Origin of the sequence: Caballeronia sp. LZ065, from assembly GCF_031450975.1 — a bacterium.
In the GTDB taxonomy this organism is placed as follows: domain Bacteria; phylum Pseudomonadota; class Gammaproteobacteria; order Burkholderiales; family Burkholderiaceae; genus Caballeronia.
Genome location: NZ_JARUXV010000003.1, coordinates 1373915 through 1393779 on the forward strand (window position 1 = coordinate 1373915; position 19865 = coordinate 1393779).

The window sequence follows — 19865 nt, forward strand, 5'->3', positions numbered from 1 at the left end:
CTGGCTTGCGCCACGCTTCGCCCGAAGAAGCACTAGCGCCACAACGATCCCGTGTAATGCGCGAGCCTGGCCTCCACGTCCGGATCCTTCTGCAAACCCATCTCCATCAATTGAGCGATCTTCTGGCGAGCGGCCGGCCGCTGCACAGCGGCGATGAAGGCGTCCCATTCGGGTGCGACGGACGTATCGGGCGGCAGGGTTTGCGCATTGACATGCCGCTTGATGACCGCGAGCGATTGCTTGTCGAAGGACGCGATACGCGTGGCGAGGGCCTCGACGAAGTCGTCGAGTTCCTCGTCCGGCAACGCACGGTTGACGTAGCCATAGCGCTCCGCCAGCGCACCGTCGAAGTCGTTTCCGCTCGTCAGCACTTCGAGCGCGCGACCCCGGCCAATCAGCCGCGACAGCCGCGTCATGGGCCCGCCCCCGGGAACGAGCCCGGCGCCGATTTCCCATTGCGACAGCAACGCCTTGTCGCGGCTCGCGAAGCGCATGTCGCTCGCCAGCGCCAGTTCGCTGCCGACACCGGTTGCGCGACCGCGAATCTTCGCGATGGAGATCACCGGCATGCGGCCAATGCGCACCAGCATGTCGGGCAAAGGCGGGAGGCCCGTGGGGCCCGGCGCCATGCTGGTCGTGGCTTCGAGCGGCGGCTCGAAATCGTAGTGCGTAAGAAAGAAGCCCGGCACCGCGCTCTCGAAGACCACCACTTGTACATGCGGGTCCGTTTCGAGCGCGGTGACCACGGCGTTGAGCTGCGGCAGCATGTCCGGCCCGAAGATATTGAACGGCGGCTGATTGATGATGACGCGCCAGTACGATGGGCTACGCGGTTCGATCCTGATCTGCGCGTGGGTGCTATCGAAGGTCATGTCGCTCTCTCCATTACCGATGTGTTCGGTCGCGTGATGCAGCAACTATAGTGGCGGAAACCGCGACCCGGCGGCCTGTTCATACCAACGTATGTCGCTCTATACGAGGTGGCACGCAGCAGCGATACGGCGCGTTGCAGAACCCGGTCAGCGCGTCGAAGGTTAATTAACCCGCGGCGCGGCGCCGGAGTCCGGATCGCAGCCAACATCGCTCACAACTCGGCAGAACTTTTTTATTAAATCCTGCTAGAGTGTTTCGCATCGCTATGTAACATGACGCTGACCCATCATTCATGACATGGCGCCAGGCCAGTGACCGAATGGGTCGGCCGCCTGGACACACCCCTTGCCTGTCGTGACGTTCCTGACGGTTCGATCCTGATTCTTGCCCCGGACTCATCCGCGCAAGGTCTCTGCACAGGAGGAAAGATGAACTCCATGCTGCTATCCGCGTCCGGCGGCGCCACGCCGGACGATCAGACACCGGTGGTCTATGTGGTCGATGACGACGAGTCGATCCGCTTCACCTTGCAGAGTCTGGTTCGTTCGGTCAGGCTGCGGGTCCAGACCTTCGATTCGCCCGCCGAATTCCTCGCGTTTCCCAAGTACGCCGTGCCGAGCTGTCTTGTCCTCGACGTCCGCCTGCGCGGCGCCAGCGGCCTTGCGTTCCAGACCGACCTGGCGCGCCATGGCGTCCACATGCCGATACTCTTCATGACCGCCTACGGCGACATCGAGATGACCGTCAAGGCCATGAAGGCGGGCGCGCTCGACTTCTTCGAGAAGCCTTTCCGCGACCAGGACATGCTAGACGCGATCGCCGATGCATTGAAGCGCGATGCAGCGCGCCGCGCGGCCGACGCGGCGCTCGCGGTCGTGTTTTCTTCGTTCGAGTCACTCACGCTGCGCGAGAAGGACGTCATGAAACGCGTTGTCGCGGGCATGCTGAACAAGCAGATTGCCTATGACATGAACCTCAGCGAAGTCACCGTGAAGATCTATCGCGGACAGGTCATGCGAAAAATGGCTTCGCGGAATCTGCCCGATCTGGTCCGCAAGGCAGAGGTGCTCGGCATCGGACACGCGCGCGACGTTCAAACGGTCGCGCCATTCGTCGCGCTGGATGCGATCGGGCGCGTCGCCGCTCCGCTGACGGCGCATCACGGTACGGTGTAGGCCGCGGTTCACGCCAGCGTGTATTGCTCGATCACCGATGCAAGGATCATCGCGTGTCCGTTGCACACGCTGGTGGTCCGGATCGGCGCATAGACGAAATCGCCTGCCGCAATCGACTCGCCGCTGATTGCACACCGCCCTCGCTTGCGCGCGCGCCGGATTCTCCACGACTGATCGCAATAGCTGCAACGCGTCGGATCGCGCCAGTAGATCGTGGCGGTGGTCGGCGTGGGGCGTTCTATCACGCTCACCACAAGCGCGGCGCCGCAGGGATCGGCGCTCTTGTCCGGCAGCCCGCACACCGCGTGTCGCGACACGGCGAGGCCCGCCGAATTCATGCACGATCGCATCATCACGATGGTCCGTGACCATGCATCGATGGTCTTCATCAGGTCCGACATATCCAGGCTCCTTGAAGGCGCAGCCATGTTGATGAGCAGCCGTGCGTGTGTCACAGGCTGGCGGCCTGCCGGATCGCGTCCGCGAAAGCTCGGGGCGCCTCTTGCGGCAGGTTATGGCCGACGCCGCCCTCTATCGTGTGGTGGACATACTTGCCGCTGAACTTCCGTGCGTAAGCCGCCGGTTCCGGATGCGGCGCGCCGTTTGCGTCGCCTTCCAGCGTTATGGTTGGCACCGCGATGGCGGGTGCGGCGGCCAGACGCTGTTCGAGGGCGTCGTATTGCGACTCGCCTTGGGCGAGGCCGAGGCGCCATCGATAGTTGTGAATCACGATGGCCACGTGATCCGGATTGCGGAACGCGGCGGCCGAACGTCGATAGGTCGCGTCGTCGAACGACCAGCGCGGCGATGCGAGTTGCCAGATCAGCCGGTTGAATGCATCCAGGTTCGCCGCATAGCCCAGCGCGCCGCGCTCGGTCGCGAAATAGTACTGATACCACCATTGAAGTTCGGCCGATGGCGGCAGAGGCTTCCGGTTCGCGTCCTGACTGCCGATCAGATACCCGCTGACCGACACCAGCGCCTTGACGCGCTCGGGCCAGAGTGCGGCGACGATGTCCGCGGTGCGCGCGCCCCAGTCGTAGCCGCCAAGCACGGCCTGGTCGATGCCGAGCGCGTCCATCAGGGCGACGAGATCGAGTGCGGTAACGACCTGCTGCCCGTTGCGTGGCGTGTCGGACGAGCGGAAGCGCGTGGAGCCATAACCCCGCAGATACGGCACGATGACGCGATAGCCGCTCGATGCCAGCAGCGGCGCGACTTCGACATAGCTGTGAATATCGTAGGGCCAGCCATGGATGAGGATCACCACGGGACCGTCACGCGGACCGGCCTCCGCATAGCCGACATTCAGTGCGCCTGCGTCGATCTGGCGGATCGCTTCAAATGTTCCGGAGGCTCTCGTTGGCGCCGGCTGTCCGCTCGCCCTGAACGACACACCGCACGCCACCGCGCCCGCCAGGGCGAAAGCCGCGCCGAGCGTCCGGCGGCGTTGCGTGTTGATGATGTCGTCCATGTCCGGCTCTCCGCATCGACCTGTTTAACAGTCTACGAAGAGCGGCTCACATTGACATCCTGACATTGGTATTCCCGCATCGTCGGTTGATATAGCCGACGCATCCCATGGTATTTCGCCGGTTCACTGGGACGCCGGTTCGCGTCGTGGCAGCACCGCGCCGGCGCTTTCCATTGTCTTACGGAAGCTCATCCGACGCGTATCGGCAATCGCTCGCGGGTCGAAATGTTCGTCCAGCATGACCCCCCAGATCTTGCGCATCTGCATGCCTATGTTGCCCGCATCGTACAAGGGGAACACGGCAGCTTCGCGCAGGAACTTCTCCATCGGATGCTGTCTGTCGAGCGCATTCACCCCCATCACCTGAAGCGCCCGGAACACCGCGCCGAACAACGCTTCTCCGCAAAACACCTTCGCCATCGCGGCGACCGCATGGCCCTCCGAATCGAACTGGTCGAGGTAGTGCGCCGCCTTCCACGAGAACGCCCGGCATGCCTCGATCTTCATGGCAATCTCCGCGAGCATGTAGCCCACTGCCTGGTGTTGAATCATCGGCACGCCCCCGCCCGCGCTGCGCGTCTTCGACCAGTTCAGCGCGAACTCGTAGGCCGAGCGGGCCACGCCGACCGCCGCAATCGCCGCCACCGGCCCCGACCACGTGAATGCCTTGCTGATGACGAGGTCGCCGTCGCCTACGGCGAACACATTCTCCTCGGACACGCGGCAGTCCGAGAACGTCATCGCATTGTTCTGGCACAGGCGATGCCCCAGCTTGGAGATGGGTGGGGCATAACTGATGCCTGCCGTTCCGCGCGGAACGATGATCGCGCTGAGTCCCTCGCGACCGCCTTTTGAAGTATCGGTGCGTACGATACAGACGTTCACGTCCGCGCCCTTCAAATCCCAGCCGCCCGCATTGCACGGCCAGTACTTGGTCCCGTTCAGCACATACTCGCCGCGGCCCTTGTCATGCTTCGCGATCAAGCCGATGCCTGCCGGACTCGCCGCCGGGTGATCGAAGTTTGCCGTGCCGCCGGTTTCACTGACCGCCTCGCTGACCGTCCATCCGGCGATATATTCCCCGCGCGGATCGCTCGTTGCCTGTGTGAGCCACTTCTGCTTCTGTGCATCCGATCCGAACCAGACCAGCGGCATCAGCGCGAGTCCGTTCACCAGCAGCACGGTAGCGAATCCCGGGTCGACGGCCGTGATTTCTTCCGCGACGATCTGCAAGTCCAGGTTGCTGATCCCGCCGCCGCCGTATTCCTTTGGCAAGAAGCCCATGGCAAAGCCGAGCTTGTAGCATTCGAGGTAAGCGCTCTTCGTGATGGCGAACGCCTTCTGCGTGTCAGTCTCCTCGTCCGCCCGCCTGACCACTGGCTGAAGAATGTCGATGGCGAATTCGCGGGCATTTTTCTGCAACTTCCGTTGCGGGCCGGTCAGTGTGAAGTCGATTGGCATGAGATGAGTCCCTGACGTCTGGATCGTTTCAGGCATGACGAGCGTACGCTCGCTCCATTTATTCGATGACGTTGCCCGCCGCGTGCGCTTCATCCAACCCCTTCCGCTAGCGACAGCGAATAGACAGCCTGATCATCGAGAGCGGCGCGCGGATTGAATCGTTCGTGCGCCATGATGCCGCGCACGCGGCGCCGTTGCGCGGCCATGTTGCCGCTGTCATAGATGGGCAGCAGCGCCGCATCGTGCAAATGTCTGCTGAAACTGAATTCGTCGTCGCCTGTACGCGTGCCGACCAGTTGCATGCATCTGAACACGCAATCGAACATCATTTCCGTCACGTTGATCTTGCACATCGCGCCGAAGATTTCTCCGTGCTGATCGTGTTTGTCCAGATAGTCGGCGGCGCGCCACGCAAAGTAGCGCGCCGATTCGATCCTGGCCGCGACCTCGCCCAGAACATTGCCCACGTTCTCGAAGCGGCTGAGCGGCGCAAGCGAGCTGCCCGCATGACGTTTCGAGAAGCGCAAGGACACTTCATACGCCGCGCGCGCCACGCCGGCCGCCGCGATGGCCGCCATCGGACCGAACCACGCGAAGTTGCGGTCGATGACCCGATCTCCATTGCTTTGACTACCCGGGAGCAGATTGTCGGCGGCAACTTCGGCATCGTGGAATTCAATGGTGGCGCTCGTGCCCATTCGATACTCGTCCTGTGGCGCCGCATGACACGCCACGCCCGATGTGCCGCGCTCCACCACGATCGCGGAAAGCCCTCTTGGGCCGACGGTCTGCCCGTCGGTGCGAACGATGACGGTCTGGGTATCGGCGCCGAGTCCATCCCATCCCGCGGCCGACGACCACTTCTTGCGTCCGTTCAGCACGTAGCGATCGCCGCGAAGCGTTGCGGTCAGGGTGATGTCGGACTGCGAACGCGGATCGTCGACGTCATTCACCGCGTGCGCCGATGGATGCGGCTCGGCCGCCGTCCAGGCGCCGAGATACTGTTCGCTGGGGTCCGACGTGGCCGCACTGACGAAGCGTTGCTTCTGGTCCTCCGTCCCGTACCAGATGACCGGCATCAGTCCGAGGCCATTGCATAGCACGGTGCAAGCGAATCCTGGATCGATGGCCGCGATCTCTTCCGTCGCGATGGTGAAGTCAAGACAGGAATAGCCGCCGCCTCCGTAGGCGGCCGGCAGCATCGCCGTGGCAATGCCTTGCCGATAGGCTTCGATATAGGCCGGCCTCTTCTTCACGAATGCCGTGGTCAGATCGGATTCGTGCTCGGCCTGGCAGAGCAAGGGGGCGAGGACGTCTTCGGCAAACGCCCGAGCTCTCGATTGCACCGCCTTTTGCGCCGACGACATGGTGAAGTCAATAGCCATCTGGAGCCTCTTGATAGAAGCAGGTCACGCGTGTCACTGGGGCGAGTCACACGCGGCCTGTGGCATCAAGATAGGCACAGCTTTTGGCAGGCGCAATAGTCAAAAGTGTTGAAAGGCCCGACTGTTACAACTTCGTCGTGCAAACTTGACTGCGACCGATCGCTCGGCGAGTTCAGGGAAACGGCTTGAAGCGAAAACGGCAGGCTTCTCCGCCGCGTTGCATGCAGGCCTGGTGTTCGACCTCGGTGCCCATCAGGCCGGTGAGAAAGCCGATATCGAAACGGCACACCTCGGGATAGTCTTTCGTCAGATCATGGTAGACGCAGTTGGTGCACTCCACGCGCGATAGCGTGGACACGCGGTCCGGACCAATCTCCATGGCCCGGAAGCCTGCCTCGTTCATGATCTTCACGGTTTCGGTGACGCGCTCGGAACGCGTCTTCCCGACCAGACGCGGAATCATGCTCGCCGACGTCCTGACGCCCAGATCGAACATGTAGTGGTCGAGCCGCTCGGTGCCGAGCTCATCGCGCAGCGTCGACACGAGCAACGCCGAAAACCACGAATACTGCTTGGGAAACTGATTGGTGCCCTCTTGCGTGAGGACAAAGACCTGAACCGGCCGCCCGCCGGTTTTTCTGAGAGCGCCCTTCTCGATGAAGTTGCGGCGTTCCAGCGCAATCAGATGTTGATTGACCGCTGTCCTGCTCAAGCCGACGGCCTCGATGATTTCATCGACCGTCAAACCGCTCTTGCGCTGGAGCAGGATGTCCAGAATGCCCTGACGGGTGCTGGACAACGGATCGGTAGCCATGTCGATCGGAGGTCGTTTGAGAGGGGCCATGCGACTGACACAAGCATATACCCTTCTTCAAAGCGACATCAGTACGACCTGGCTCAATGCGGCAGTTCGTTCGCGACCTTCGCGACGCCGGCGGCCGCGCACACTTCGTCCTTGTCGCCGCCCGGTGCGCCGCCGATGCCGAGGGCGCCGACCATCTCGCCGTTGACCTTGAACGCCACGGCGCCCGGCAGCGCCATGACGTTATGAACCGTCGCAAGCTGCGGCGCGTAAGGACTCGTCTTCATGAGTTCGAAAAAGCCGCTCGACCGGTCGAAGCCGAACTCGGGGCCGAGCGTGACCACAGTGAATGCCTTTCGGAAACTGGATTCGGCGGTGTGTACCGTGGCCTTGTCGCCACGCAGCACGAGTTGCGGCACGCCGTCCATGTCCACGACAGTCGCGGTCACCCAGTAATGCTGCTGCTCGCATACGCGCAGCGCTTCCTCTGCGGCCTCGAGCGCGACTTTCAGCGGCAGGCTATAGCGCCAGCCTGATCTTCCCTCGTCCTGCGCATGGCCTGTCATGCCGATGAAAAGCTGACCGCAAACGAGCGCGGCGGATGCAAGGCGTTTCATAGGTTCTCCACACTCGACCCGTGGCCATGCAATGCAGGAACGGGTTCGCTCAGGCGTTGAGAAGCTTCAGCAATTCCCTTGCGGTCGGGCCCGACGATGCCGGGTTTTGCCCGGTAATCAGCCGCCCGTCGGTTACGGTGAGGACGTCCCAGTTCTTGACCTTTTCGAAGCGTCCGCCCAGGCGCTTCAATTCATCTTCGACCAGAAACGGCATGACCTTAGTCAAGCCAACCGCTTCTTCTTCGTCGTTGGTGAAACAGGTGACGCGCTTGTTCTTCACGAGCGGCTGGCCTTCGAATGTCGCGTGACGAAATACGCACGGCCCGTGGCAGACAGCGGCCACCGGCTTGCCGGCGTTATAGAAGCTTTCGATCAACGCAATCGAAACGGGATCCTCGGTGAGGTCCCACATCGGTCCGTGGCCGCCCGCATAGAAGATCGTGTCGTGATCTTCTGCCCGCACGTCGGAGAGCTTGACGGAATGGGCGAGCACCTTCTGGGTATCGGCGTCTTTCTTGAAGCGTTGCATCGTGTCGGTCTGATTGTCGGGATCGTCGCTTCTCGGGTCGATCGGCGGGTGGCCGCCCTTCGGCGATGCCACGGTCACTTCCACACCCGCATCCTTGAACGTGTAGTAGGGCGCGGTGAATTCCTCGAGCCAGAAGCCCGTGGGCTTGCCTGTATCGCCGAGAATATTGTGTGACGTAAGAACGATGACGGTCTTCATGTTCGATCCTTCAAAGGAAGCGTTGCGAAGGCAAACGCGTCGTATCGACGCGGCCGACGTCTCCATTAAAGTCGAATCAACAGCCCGCACCATCAGACGATGGTTTTGCGGCGACATCTGCTGGTATAGCGGCAGTGCGTCAGGGTCATCGCACGAGCCACTCAATGCATCGACACCGGCTCACCCGGCTCACCCGTCCCACGCGCCGACACGCCATCCGTCCTCGCGCTTCTCGCGCGTGCGTCCTGCTTCAGCCCCCAGATCCACGTCACGGCGAGACAGGGCAGTAGCGAAGCGATCGAATATCCGACGCCCGCAAGCGGATTCCCCGTCAGGTTGACGAGCGAGAGACTGATGAGCGGAAGGAATCCCCCGAACACGACATTGCCAAGTTGTTGCGCGAGGCCGAATCCGGTCGTGCGGCTTTGCGGCGGAAAGCATTCGGCAATGAACGCGGGCAGCGGCGCCATGATCATTGCGGTGAGAATGGCGAGCACCGCGATCAGCAATGACACCGACACCCACTGCGCCGATGCCACGTTCGCACGGATGCCGGCGAACGCCGGATAAGCCGCCGCGATCCACAGCACGATGCCGATCAACATCACGCGCGCCCGTCCGATCGCATCGGACAGCTTGCCGAACACGGGATACAGCGGCGCCGCGATCAGTATGCCGAAGCCGAGACACAGGTTGGCCTGCATCGGCTCGACCTTGAGTACGTTCTGCAGGAAATACAGCATGTAGACAATCGACGTATAGAGCGAGACCGACGTGCCGCCCTGCGCGCCGAACATCGCGACCAGAATGGCTTTCCACGCCGTGCGGCTCGACAGCGTTTCCTGCAACGGCCGCTTCGACAGGCGGCCTGCTTCCTTCATCTCGGCGAAGACCGGCGTCTCCGTCATGCCGAGACGGATCCAGGTCGCGACGGCCACGATCGGCGCGGAGATCACGAACGGCACACGCCATCCCCATGAAGCGAAGCTCGCTGCGTCGAGCGACAGCCGCAACGCGCCCACGACGACCAGCGCAAGCAGCAGGCCGATGCTCGCCGTGCTTTGCAGGACGCTGGTTGCCGCGCCCTTGCTGCCTTCCGGCGCATGTTCCATGACGTAGACGACTGCTGAACCATACTCGCCGCCGAGCGCGACGCCCTGCACGATGCGCAGCGTGAGCAACGCGATGGGTGCGGCGACGCCCGCCACGGCGTAGGTCGGCAGGCAACCGATGCCGACCGTGGCGATCCCCATGATGGCGAGCGTGATGACGAAGGTTTTCTTGCGGCCAATGCGGTCCGACATCGGACTGAAGATGATGGTGCCGAGCGGTCGTGCGACATAGGCGATGCCGAAGGTCGCGACGCCAACGAGTGCCGCGACGGCGCTGTCGGTGGAAGGCAGGAAGAGATGCGTCAGCGTCGCCGTGAGGGCGACATAGACGAAGAAGTCGTAGTATTCGAGCATCGTGCCGAGACTCGATGTCGCGATGATCCGCAACATGCCGGGGCCACGTTGATGCACGTGAGGTCGGGTTGTCATGCCTGTCTCCATCGTTGGTCTATGCGTCTGCGTCAGGACGCCTTTTGCCGCGCCTGTTGCTCCAGAAAGCCGGACACCGCCTGCTTGTGCTCGCTGCCGCACAGGAGAATGGCCTGCATGTTCGCCGCCAGTTCGAGCGACACGGAGAGCGTGCCCTGCGCCGACTCCTGCACGAGCTTCTTGGCCATGCGCAACGCACACGGAGGATTCGCGGCGATGCGCAAGGCAAGCGCACGCGCTTCATCGTCGAGCGCGGCATCGGGATGAACCTGGGCGACGATACCCAGACGACGCGCCGTTTCGGCATCGACGAACTCGCTGGTAAGCGTCAGTTCGAGCGCCTTCGCGGGCCCGACGATGCGCGACAGGAACCACGCGCCGCCGATCCCCGACACGAGACCGAGTCGCAGGAAGCTTTCCGCGAACACGGCACGCGCGCCCGCCAGCCGGATATCGCACATCAGCGCGAGATCGCAGCCTGCACCCACCGCCGCGCCATTCACGGCGCAGAGCGACGGCACGTCCATCGTGCTCAGTGCCCGCGTGATCCGGTGCAGGCCATGACGCAGACGCTCGCGCACCACTTCGACACCACCGTCCATCAGATCCCTGCCGCTCTGCATGTCCTTCACGTTGCCGCCCGTGCAGAAGTGCTTCGACGATGAACGCAGCACGACACACTGCACGTCGTCCCTGCCGTTGACGCTTTCGAGCACGTCCGACAGCGCCGCAGTCATGGCAAGCGTGAGCGCGTTGCCGTTCGACGGTTCGTCGAGCGTGATGGTCATCACGCCCGCTTCCACTGCGTGGCGAACCAGCGGCCTTCCGCTTGCATCGGGTTCCTTGTCCTTCACAGTTCGTCTCCTTATCTGTGCTTCATCGATTGACAAAACCGGCGGTGCGCCGCTCGAGAAACGCGGCCATGCCTTCTTTCTGGTCCGCCAGCGAAAAGCCCGCGTGAAACAAGCGCCGTTCGAACAACAGCCCTTCCGCCAGCGACGACTCGAAGGAACGATCGACGGCCTCCTTGACAGCCACGATCACCGGCAGCGAATGCCGGGCGATCTGCTGCCCGATCCGCAACGCTTCCTCGATCAGCGCATCCGGCTCGACCACTTTCGATATCAGGCCGCACGCCAGCGCGTCGGAGGCCGAGAGCGCTTCGCCCGTGAGGCACGCGAGCATCGCGGTCGACTTGCCCGCCGCGCGCGGCAGCCGCTGCGTGCCGCCCGCGCCCGGCACGATGCCGAGCTTGATTTCCGGCTGGCCGAACAGGGCATCGCTGGCGGCAATGGCGATGTCGCAGATCATCGCCAGCTCGCAGCCGCCGCCGAGCGCATAGCCCCTGACCGCCGCGATGAGCGGTTTGCGCAGCCTGCGCAGGTGATCCCAGTTCCGGCCGATGAGGTCGTCGGAGAATGCTGTCGCGTAGTCGAGCGGCGCCATCGCGGCGATATCCGCGCCCGCCGCAAAGGCCTTGTCCGATCCGGTCAGCACGGTCGCATGCACGGCGGGGTCCGCGTCGATGCGCTGCATTTCGCGGACGAGCGCGTCGATCAGCGCATCGGTCAGCGGGTTCAGCGGGTTGTCGGAGGCCAGCCGCACGAGCGCGACGCGGCCATGCAGTTCGGTATGTACGATGGGTTGTTCCATTTCCATGTGGACTCTCCTAGACCGTTCCGGCATGCGCCGCGGCGGCACGGATCACGCCGGCATTGAGCAAGGCGGCGATGGCTTCGTCGTCGAAGCCGTACAGGCCGAGCATGTCGAGCGTGTGCTGGCCGGTCACGGGCGCGGGGGTTTCGTCACAAGCAGGAGGATCGGATGGGCCGAGCGCAAACCCGTGTGTCCTGATGCACCCCGCCACCGGATGCTCGACAGTGCGCGCAATGCCGCTCTGCCGATACTCCACCGACTCGATCACCTCGCGATAGGTCGTGACGGGCGCGCAGAGGATGTCCCTCGCCGAGAGCGCCACGATCCACTCGGCCGTGGTCCGCTGCTCGAAGCGCGCCGCGAGAATCTCATGGAGTTCGGCGCGATGCCGCACGCGCGCATCGTTGCTGGCGAAGCGCGCATCGGCTTCGAGTTGCGGCGCATCGAGCAACTCGCACAGCGCGCTCCAGCGTGCCGGATGATAGGCGACGACCATCATCCATCCGTCGCGGGTGGGGAAGGCTTCATTCGGGCAGGCATAAGGGGCCGCGCTGCCGATCTTTTCCGGCTCCGAACCCGAAGCGAAGAACGCGGCGAAGCCGATCTGCTGCAGCATCAGCGTCGCGTTGTAGAGGCTCACGTCGAGGTGCTGGCCCTTGCGCTGCGCACGCGCCGCATGCAACGCGCCCAGCACGGCGATGGCGGCGAGATAGCCGCCCATCATGTCGGCGACGGGCACCGGCACCTTCAGCGGATCGCCCTGCGCCGTACCGAGCGTACTCATGAGCCCGCTCACGGCCTGGATCACACCATCGACGCCCGGCCGGCGCGTGCTCTCGCCGCGCTGCCCGAACGCCGAGATCGAGCAATAGACCAGTTGCGGATTGAGCGCGTGGAGCGTCTCGTAGCCGAGTCCCATCGACGCCATTACGCCGGGACGGAAGTTCTCGACCACGACATCCGCCTGGCGCGCCATCTCGGCGACGGTGCGGCGCCCCGCGTCGGTCTTGAGATCGATCGCCACGCTGTACTTGCCGCGATTGACGCTCATGAAGGCCGGGCTGACGCCGTTCACCCACGGCGGGCCGATCTGCCTGCCGATCTCGCCGCCCGGCGGCTCGATCTTCACCACGTGCGCGCCGAGATCGGCAAGCGTCATCGAACATACGGGGCCTGCCAGCACGTGCGAAAAATCGAGCACGCGAACGCCTTTCAAGCTGTCTCGAATCATGTCGTTGTCCTGTCTCCGGGTTCGACGTTGCATCGAACCATGGCCGCAGATTAGAGTTGCGCGACCGGCGGAACAATCGACTTTTTGGAAACGAGGCTTTGACTTTTTGTTAAAGGGTAATGTCCGTCTTCACGAGCGACACCAGCCAGTCGCGGAAGGTCGTGAGCGCCTCGGACGCGTGCCGCGCCGGCCAGGCGAAGTAGTAGGTATAAGCGCCCCGGTCCAGCTCGAAACGAAACGGCGCGACCAGTTGCCCGCTGTCGAGCTCGGCGCGTACGAGCGCTTTTTGCGCGACGGCAACGCCATGTCCCTCGATGGCCGCCTGATACGCCAGCAACGAAGTCTCGTAACGCATCTCGCGGCGGCGCGGATCGCGTGCGAAGCCGGCTGCTTCCATCCAGATGGCCCAGTCGTCGGCGCGTGCGAGCGAATGCAGGAGCGTCTCGCCGGTCAGCTTGCTGCGCGCGCGGATCTTGCGCGACGGCGCCGCGACCGGCACGAGTTCGTTGGGAATCAGCCGCTGCACGGAGAGGCCGGGCCAGCGGCCATCGCCGAGCTGGATGCCGCCGTCGATGTCCTCGCGCCTGAAATCCAGCGGCGCCGATGACGTGGTGAGCTGCACGTCGATATCCGGGAACTGCCGATGGAAACTCGCGAGCCGCGGAATCAGCCAGCGCACGGCGAACGTGGCGGGCGAGCGGATCTTGAGGACATGAGAGCGTCGGCCTGCGGTGCGAATGCTGTCGGTGGCCTGGCGCAGACCGGCGAACAGCGGCATCAGTTCGGCGAGATAGCGCGCGCCCGCCGAGGTCAGTTCGAGCCGTCCCCTGACGCGCTCGAACAGCTGCAGCCCGAGGAAGCCTTCGAGCGCCTTGACCTGGCGGCTCACAGCGGCCGGCGTGACCGCAAGCTCGCTCGCCGCTTTGGAAACGCTCAGCGTGCGGCCCGTCGCTTCGAATGCCCGGATCGCGTTGAGCGAAGGAAGAGTGACGGCACGGTTCATGAGCGGTTTGCGCGGGGTCTGACGTGATGGTGCGGAATTTTTTTCAGCAAGCGTGACACGGCGAAAAAATGATCGCGTCAAATCCGTCTCGCGCGTGCGTCCAGACGTTACCATGGCGGCCGCGCAACGCCTGATCCCGCCTCATGCTCGAACGCCCGCGCCTCCGGGTCTCGATCTTGCTGCGGCTCAGCGTCTGAAAAAATCGCTTAAATGCGCTAATGTCGGCATCTGCCGCACTCTAAAGATCGCTGATGGCTTCGATGGACTTGCTGCGTCTCAACCTGACCGTCCAGGGCATTCCGGCGACGCTCGACGCGGGTGCTGCCGCCATGGTCAGCCGGAGCGCGCGCAGCATGGTCAGCCGGATCGAGTCGCCGGAGGTTCGCCTGATTCTCAAGGAAACCGTTGCGGGCATCGATGACGTCGGCGCCATCGCGTCCTTGCGACATGAGCACGCACTGCTGGACGGTCTGGATCTGCCGGGCGTCGTCAAAATGGTGGGACTCGCTGGCAATCACAAGCGGCTGGCGCTGGTCATGCACGACGGCGGACCGTTCAACCTCGCCGACCGGCTGTCGACCGGGCCCATGGCCATCGACGATGTGCTCGACATCGCCGTGCAACTGGCCGAGGCAGTGGCCGCGCTGCACGCGAACAAGATCGTTCATCGGAACATCAACCCGGCGAACATCGTGCTCGATTCGACGCTGCGGCTGACGCTGGTCGATTTCGCGATTGCGACCACGCTGTCCCAGCTTGCGGTGGAGCGCACCAGTCCCGCGTTGCTCGAAGGCGCGCTGCGCTATCTCTCGCCGGAGCAGACCGGCCGGACAGGACGTTCCGTGGATCTGCGCGCCGACCTCTATTCCGTCGGCGCGACGCTCAACGAAATGCTGACCGGCTCGGCGCCCTTCACCGCCGACGATCCGGTGGAGCTGGTTCATGCGCATCTGGCCCGCCGGCCACGGCCGCCGCATGAACTGCGCGCGGGCGTGCCGCTCGCGCTGTCGCATATCGTGCTCAAGTTGCTGGAGAAAGAGCCCGAGTTACGCTATCAGACCGCCGAAGCGCTGGCCGCCGACCTGCGTCACGCGCGTGCGCAGTGGCAGGCGACGGGCGTCATCGAGCCTTTCGCGCTCGCCCGGCATGATGTGCCGCGCGAATTCAAGATCGCCGAGAAACTCTACGGCCGCGCCGATGAAGTACGCCTGCTCGACGAGACCTTCGCCCGCGTCAGCGCCGGACAGCGCGAACTGGTGTTGATCACGGGTGAACCGGGCGTCGGCAAGTCCGCGCTGGTGAGCCATCTGGAGCGGCCCGTCGTCGAACGTCGCGCGCGTTTCATTGCGGGCAAGTTCGATCAGCTTCAGCGCGGCGTGCCGTACACCGGCATCGTGCAGGCTTTCCGGATGCTGGTGCGGCAGATCCTGTCCGAATCCGAAGCCGCGCTCGCGGTCTGGAAACAGCAGATCCAGGACGCCGTGGCCCCCAACGGCCAGGTGTTGATCGACGTGGTGCCTGAAGTGCAGCATGTGATCGGACCGCAAGCGCCGGTTCCGGCCTTGGCTCCGGGCGAGTCCGTCAGCCGGCTCAACCTCGTCTTCACTGCGTTCCTGGGCGTGTTTGCCAAGGAAGCGCATCCGCTCGTCCTGTTCCTCGACGATCTCCAATGGGTCGATGCCGCGTCCCTCCAACTCATCACGCGCTGGATGAGCGATGGCGACCACCGCTTCCTGTTCATGCTCGGTGCGTATCGGGACGAAGAAGTCGGCCTGTCCCATCCGTTGAACCTGACGCTGGCGGCCATTCGCAGCGGCAACGCGCATCTGCTCGAACTGCACCTCGGGCCCATGCGCGGCGAAGACCTGGTGAGCCTGATCGCCGATGCGCTGAATCAGCCTTCCGACGAAGTCCGTCCGCTCGCCGAGCGGGTTCTCAGCAAGACCGCGGGCAATCCGTTCTTCGTGCGCCGCCTGTTGCATACGCTGCATCACGAGGACCTCATTCGTTTCGATCAGGACGCGGGCGGGTGGCGCTGGGATCTCGTCGAACTGGAGCGCGCGCCGCTGAGCGGCAATGTCGTCGAACTGATGGTGCAGACGCTGAACCGGCTGCCCGAGCCGACCCAGCATCTGCTCCAGGCGGGCGCGTGTCTGGGGCATCGTTTCGATGTGAGTCTGCTCGCCGATGTCACCGCGCGCTCCGGCATGGCGGTAATGGGCGATCTCTGGCCCGCACTCGAAGAGGGGCTGCTGCTGCCGTTGCACAACGCCTACAAGCTGCCGCGCGTGGCCGGCCCGCTCGACGACAAACTGGCGAATCTGCCCGCCATGCTGCAATTTGGCCACGATCGCGTGCAGCAGGCGGCGTACTTGTCGATGAGCCCGCAACAACGGCGGTCGGTGCATCTGGACATTGGCCGCCGCTTGCTCGGCCGATGTACCGTCATCCAGTCCGACGAGTCGCTGTTCGATGAATCGCTGTTCGATATCGCGGATCAGCTCAATCTCGGGCAGGAACTCATCGAGCGTCCGGCGGAACGCCTGAGCCTCGCGCATCTGAACCTTGCCGCCGGCCGCAAGGCCAAGGCCTCGGCGGCATACCAGGCCGCCTTCGACTATCTCGATGCCGCCCTCCGGCAACTGCCCGAAAACGCGTGGACCGAACACCGCGATCTGACCTTCGCCGTGCATCGCGAACTGGCGGAATACGCGTATCTGACGGGCCGTCACACCATCGCCGACGATCTCGCGCAAAACGCGCTCGGCCACGCGCGCTCGAAGAGCAGTCAGGCGGACCTCTGCACGCTGCGCGTGCTCGCGGCGATGGTCGCGGGCAACTCGATCCGCGCGTTGCAGATCGGCCGCGAAGGGCTGGCGCTGTTCGCAGCGGAATGGCCGCTCGATGATCTCGCTGCCGCCATCGAACGGGAAGCGGCGAATGTGGTCGCGAGTCTCGACCAGCGGCGCATCAGCGAATTGAAGGATGCGCCCGAGGTCGCGGACGAGGATGTGCGGGCCTGCATGCGCCTGCTTTCGACGCTCGGACCGCCCGCCTACTTCAGCGGCGCCAACGACGTCCTCGCCTTCGTCACGATGAAAGGCACCGACATGGCGCTGCGCTACGGGCCGTCGGCGTCTTCTTCCTATGCCTATGTGTTCTACGGAGCGCTGCATCACGCGCGCACCGGCGAGTACGACACGGGTTACGCGTTCGGCGCGCTGGCCGTGGATCTTGCGCGCCGCTTCGGCGACAGCGGCGAACTCGCGCGCACGCTTCAGGTGTTTTCGCTGGTGGTGAGCGTCTGGAAAGCGCCGCTGCGCGATACGCTGCCGTTGATGCAGGAAGGCTATGCCGCTGCGCTGAAATCGGGCGAACTGGCTTATGCGGCCTTCACGCTCGCGGGTCTGCTGATCAACAGCCTGCCAGTGGCCGTTACGCTGAGCGAACTGCTCGAACAATCGGAGATCGGTCTGGACTTCGTCATCACGCAGAAGAACCAGATTGCGACGTCGATCATCCTGCCGTTCCGTCAACTGGTACGCAACCTCACCGGACAGACCGACTCGGTCACGAGTTTCGACGACGCCGACTTCAACGAGTCGGACTTCCTCGCCGAGGCGTGCGGCAACGATACGGCCATCGGACATTATTGGGTCGCGCGTTTGCAGGCGGCTTATCTCGCCGGCGATCACGCACTCGCCCAGCGGTGTTCAAGCGAAGCAAACGCCGCGTTGAAGGGCATCCAGGGGATGATCACGTCGGCGGAACACGTGTACTACACGATTCTGTCGCTGATTGCCTCGCATGATGCTTCGGGCGGCGAGGCGCGTCCGCCGGTCACGTCGATGCAGCAGCAACTCGCCGTGTGGGCCAGCCACTGTCCGCAGAGCTTCGACCACAAGCTCGCGCTCGTCGATGCCGAACTCGCGCGTCTCGACGGCGATGGTTGGCGCGCGTTGCAGCTTTATCGCGCGGCTATCGAAGGCGCGGAACGTGAAGGCTTTCTTCAGGACGAGGCCATCGCCCATGAACTGCGCGGGCGTTTCCTGCTGGCGCAAAATGAACCGGCCTTCGCCGCACTGCACATCCAGAAGGCGCACGACGGATACAGCCGCTGGGGTGCGACCGTGAAGGCGCATCGGCTGACGCAGGATTACCCTGCGTTCTTCGCGTCGAAACTGCCGGCCCTGCCATCCCGAGGCGGCGAACTCGATACGCTCGGCCTCATCAAGTCCTCGCAGGCCATCTCCGCCGAAACGGTCCAGGCCCGCTTGTATGAGCGCATCCTGCAAATCGTGGTGGAAGTCGCGGGCGCGCAAAAAGGCATTCTGGTGCTGGACACGCCGGGCTCGCTGATGGTGCGCGCCCGGGTAACGGCGGACGAAAGACTGATCACGGCATCGGAGAGCACGCCGCTCAGCGAATGCGCGGATATTCCGCAGGCCATCCTGCGTTATGTCGCTCGGAGCAAGGAATCCCTCGTGCTCGCCGATGCCGCCGCCGACGGCCTCTTCGCCAATCATCCCGAAGTCCGCCAGCTCGGCACACGCTCCGTGCTGTGCGTGCCGCTGCAGCGTCAGGAGCGGTTCATCGGCCTGCTGTTCCTGGAAAACCATGCGTTTGCGAACGCGTTCACGCAGGAGCGTGTGGAAGTGGTCCAGGCGCTGGCGACGCAGGCGGTGATTTCGCTCGAGAACAGCACGCTGATCCTGCAACAGGAACGCACCGAGATTGCGCTGCGTCAGGCGGATCGCCGCAAGGACGAATTCCTGGCGATCCTCGCGCATGAACTGCGCGGGCCGCTGGGCGCCATCATGAACACGGTGCACTTGCTTGACCGCCGTGCCGATGAACCTGCTGCACGCCGCTTCATCGACATTCTTCATCGGCAGACGGCCATGCTGCGGCGTCTGGTGGACGATCTGCTGGATGTGTCGCGGATCACGAGCGGCCTGATCGAACTGAAGCATGACCGGGTGGATCTGCTGCATATCATCGAGCGCGCGCTGGAAGCGGTGCAGGGCTTGATGGATGCCAAGCATCACGACGTGAGCGTCACGCTGCCGCGTCGCGCGGTGGAGGTTGTCGGCGATGCTGTGCGGTTGGAGCAGGTTTTGGTGAATCTGTTGACCAATGCCGCGAAATATACCGACGACGGCGGGTCCATCGCGCTGATTCTCAAGACGGACGATGGGCGCGCGCGCTTGCATCTGCGGGATAACGGCATTGGGATGGCGGCGGAAGTGCTCGAGCGCATCTTCGAGCTTTTCGGGCAGGCGGAACGGGGACTCGCGCGATCGCAGGGTGGGTTGGGGATTGGGTTGACCATCGCCCGGAATCTGGTGGAGCAGCATGGCGGGGAGATCGAGGCTGTCAGTGCGGGGCTGGCGTTGGGGTCTGAGTTTGTCGTCACGCTGCCGCTGGCACCTGTTGTCGAACCGGTGGCTGAGGTGGAGTTGCAGTCGGTTATGCCCGAGGCCGTGCGCGGCAAGCGCGTGCTGGTCGTGGATGACAATGTCGATATCGCACAGTCACTGGCCATGCTGCTGGAAGGATGGGGACATCATGTCGTCACCGCTCACGATGGGCACGGGGCGCTGGCGATGGCTAAATCCGAGAACCCGGAAGTTATCTTGCTGGATATCGGGCTGCCGGGGATGGATGGGTATGAAGTGGCGCGAAGGCTGAGGGCAGATCCTCGCATGAAGGGGAAGACGCTCGCGGCGATTACCGGGTACGGACAGACGCGCGATAAGGCGATGGCGATCGAAGCCGGGTTCGATCGCCATTTTACGAAGCCGGTGGATATTCCTGAGTTGGAGGCGTTTGTGGATGCGGTGAGCGGAGGCGGGTGGGGGATGGGGCGCTGATTCAATGCGGCCGGTCGACCCATGCAGATCGGAGCAAGCGTGTGAAA

Annotated in this window: 15 protein-coding genes; 2 read left to right on the plus strand and 13 right to left on the minus strand. The window is 63.8% G+C overall.

The genetic code is table 11. The annotated features are described in order from the left end of the window. Positions 1-32: 32 nt before the first annotated feature. Positions 33-872: an enoyl-CoA hydratase/isomerase family protein gene (locus tag QCE63_RS26260; protein ID WP_309837155.1), complete on the minus strand. Its 840-nt coding sequence runs from the start codon at positions 870-872 to the stop codon at positions 33-35. A 429-nt stretch (positions 873-1301) separates the two neighbouring features. Between QCE63_RS26260 and QCE63_RS26265 the strand changes: the two genes are divergently transcribed. Further along, a complete protein-coding gene (locus QCE63_RS26265; RefSeq protein WP_309837156.1) occupies positions 1302-2048 on the plus strand; it encodes a response regulator in 747 nt (248 codons plus the stop codon). An 8-nt stretch (positions 2049-2056) separates the two neighbouring features. Here QCE63_RS26265 and QCE63_RS26270 read toward each other — a convergent pair whose 3' ends face one another. From QCE63_RS26270 to QCE63_RS26325, 12 genes are all read right to left on the minus strand, one after another. Then, the gene (locus QCE63_RS26270) at positions 2057-2449 is read right to left on the minus strand and encodes a DUF3331 domain-containing protein (RefSeq protein ID WP_309837157.1); all 393 of its coding nucleotides are present in this window, start codon (positions 2447-2449) and stop codon (positions 2057-2059) included. A 50-nt stretch (positions 2450-2499) separates the two neighbouring features. After that, positions 2500-3522 carry an alpha/beta hydrolase gene (locus QCE63_RS26275; RefSeq protein ID WP_309837158.1) on the minus strand — a complete coding sequence of 341 codons (1023 nt, stop codon included), beginning with the start codon at positions 3520-3522 and terminating at the stop codon, positions 2500-2502. 123 nt (positions 3523-3645) lie between these two features. Then, complete coding sequence (locus tag QCE63_RS26280) at positions 3646-4983, minus strand: acyl-CoA dehydrogenase family protein (protein WP_309837161.1); 1338 nt, start codon at positions 4981-4983, stop codon at positions 3646-3648. A gap of 89 nt (positions 4984-5072) precedes the next feature. Beyond that, positions 5073-6368, minus strand: coding sequence for an acyl-CoA dehydrogenase family protein (locus tag QCE63_RS26285; RefSeq protein WP_309837162.1), 1296 nt, complete (start codon positions 6366-6368; stop codon positions 5073-5075). 172 nt (positions 6369-6540) lie between these two features. Continuing rightward, entirely contained in the window at positions 6541-7182 is a 642-nt protein-coding gene (locus tag QCE63_RS26290) for a winged helix-turn-helix transcriptional regulator (protein WP_309837164.1), read from the minus strand. Positions 7183-7265: 83 nt separating this feature from the next. After that, complete coding sequence (locus tag QCE63_RS26295) at positions 7266-7787, minus strand: heme-binding protein (RefSeq protein ID WP_309837165.1); 522 nt, start codon at positions 7785-7787, stop codon at positions 7266-7268. Between the two features lie 49 nt (positions 7788-7836). Then, positions 7837-8514, minus strand: coding sequence for a type 1 glutamine amidotransferase domain-containing protein (locus QCE63_RS26300; RefSeq protein ID WP_309837357.1), 678 nt, complete (start codon positions 8512-8514; stop codon positions 7837-7839). Positions 8515-8675: 161 nt separating this feature from the next. Beyond that, positions 8676-10055 (minus strand): MFS transporter, encoded by a 1380-nt coding sequence (locus QCE63_RS26305; RefSeq protein ID WP_309837167.1) that lies wholly within the window; start codon positions 10053-10055, stop codon positions 8676-8678. A 32-nt stretch (positions 10056-10087) separates the two neighbouring features. After that, entirely contained in the window at positions 10088-10843 is a 756-nt protein-coding gene (locus tag QCE63_RS26310; protein WP_309837359.1) for an enoyl-CoA hydratase-related protein, read from the minus strand. A gap of 88 nt (positions 10844-10931) precedes the next feature. Further along, entirely contained in the window at positions 10932-11708 is a 777-nt protein-coding gene (locus QCE63_RS26315; protein ID WP_309837361.1) for an enoyl-CoA hydratase-related protein, read from the minus strand. A gap of 16 nt (positions 11709-11724) precedes the next feature. After that, positions 11725-12942: a CoA transferase gene (locus tag QCE63_RS26320; protein WP_309837169.1), complete on the minus strand. Its 1218-nt coding sequence runs from the start codon at positions 12940-12942 to the stop codon at positions 11725-11727. Positions 12943-13051: 109 nt separating this feature from the next. Continuing rightward, the gene (locus QCE63_RS26325) at positions 13052-13945 is read right to left on the minus strand and encodes a LysR substrate-binding domain-containing protein (protein ID WP_309837171.1); all 894 of its coding nucleotides are present in this window, start codon (positions 13943-13945) and stop codon (positions 13052-13054) included. A gap of 251 nt (positions 13946-14196) precedes the next feature. Between QCE63_RS26325 and QCE63_RS26330 the strand changes: the two genes are divergently transcribed. Next, entirely contained in the window at positions 14197-19818 is a 5622-nt protein-coding gene (locus QCE63_RS26330; protein WP_309837173.1) for an AAA family ATPase, read from the plus strand. The last annotated feature ends 47 nt before the right edge of the window (positions 19819-19865 follow it).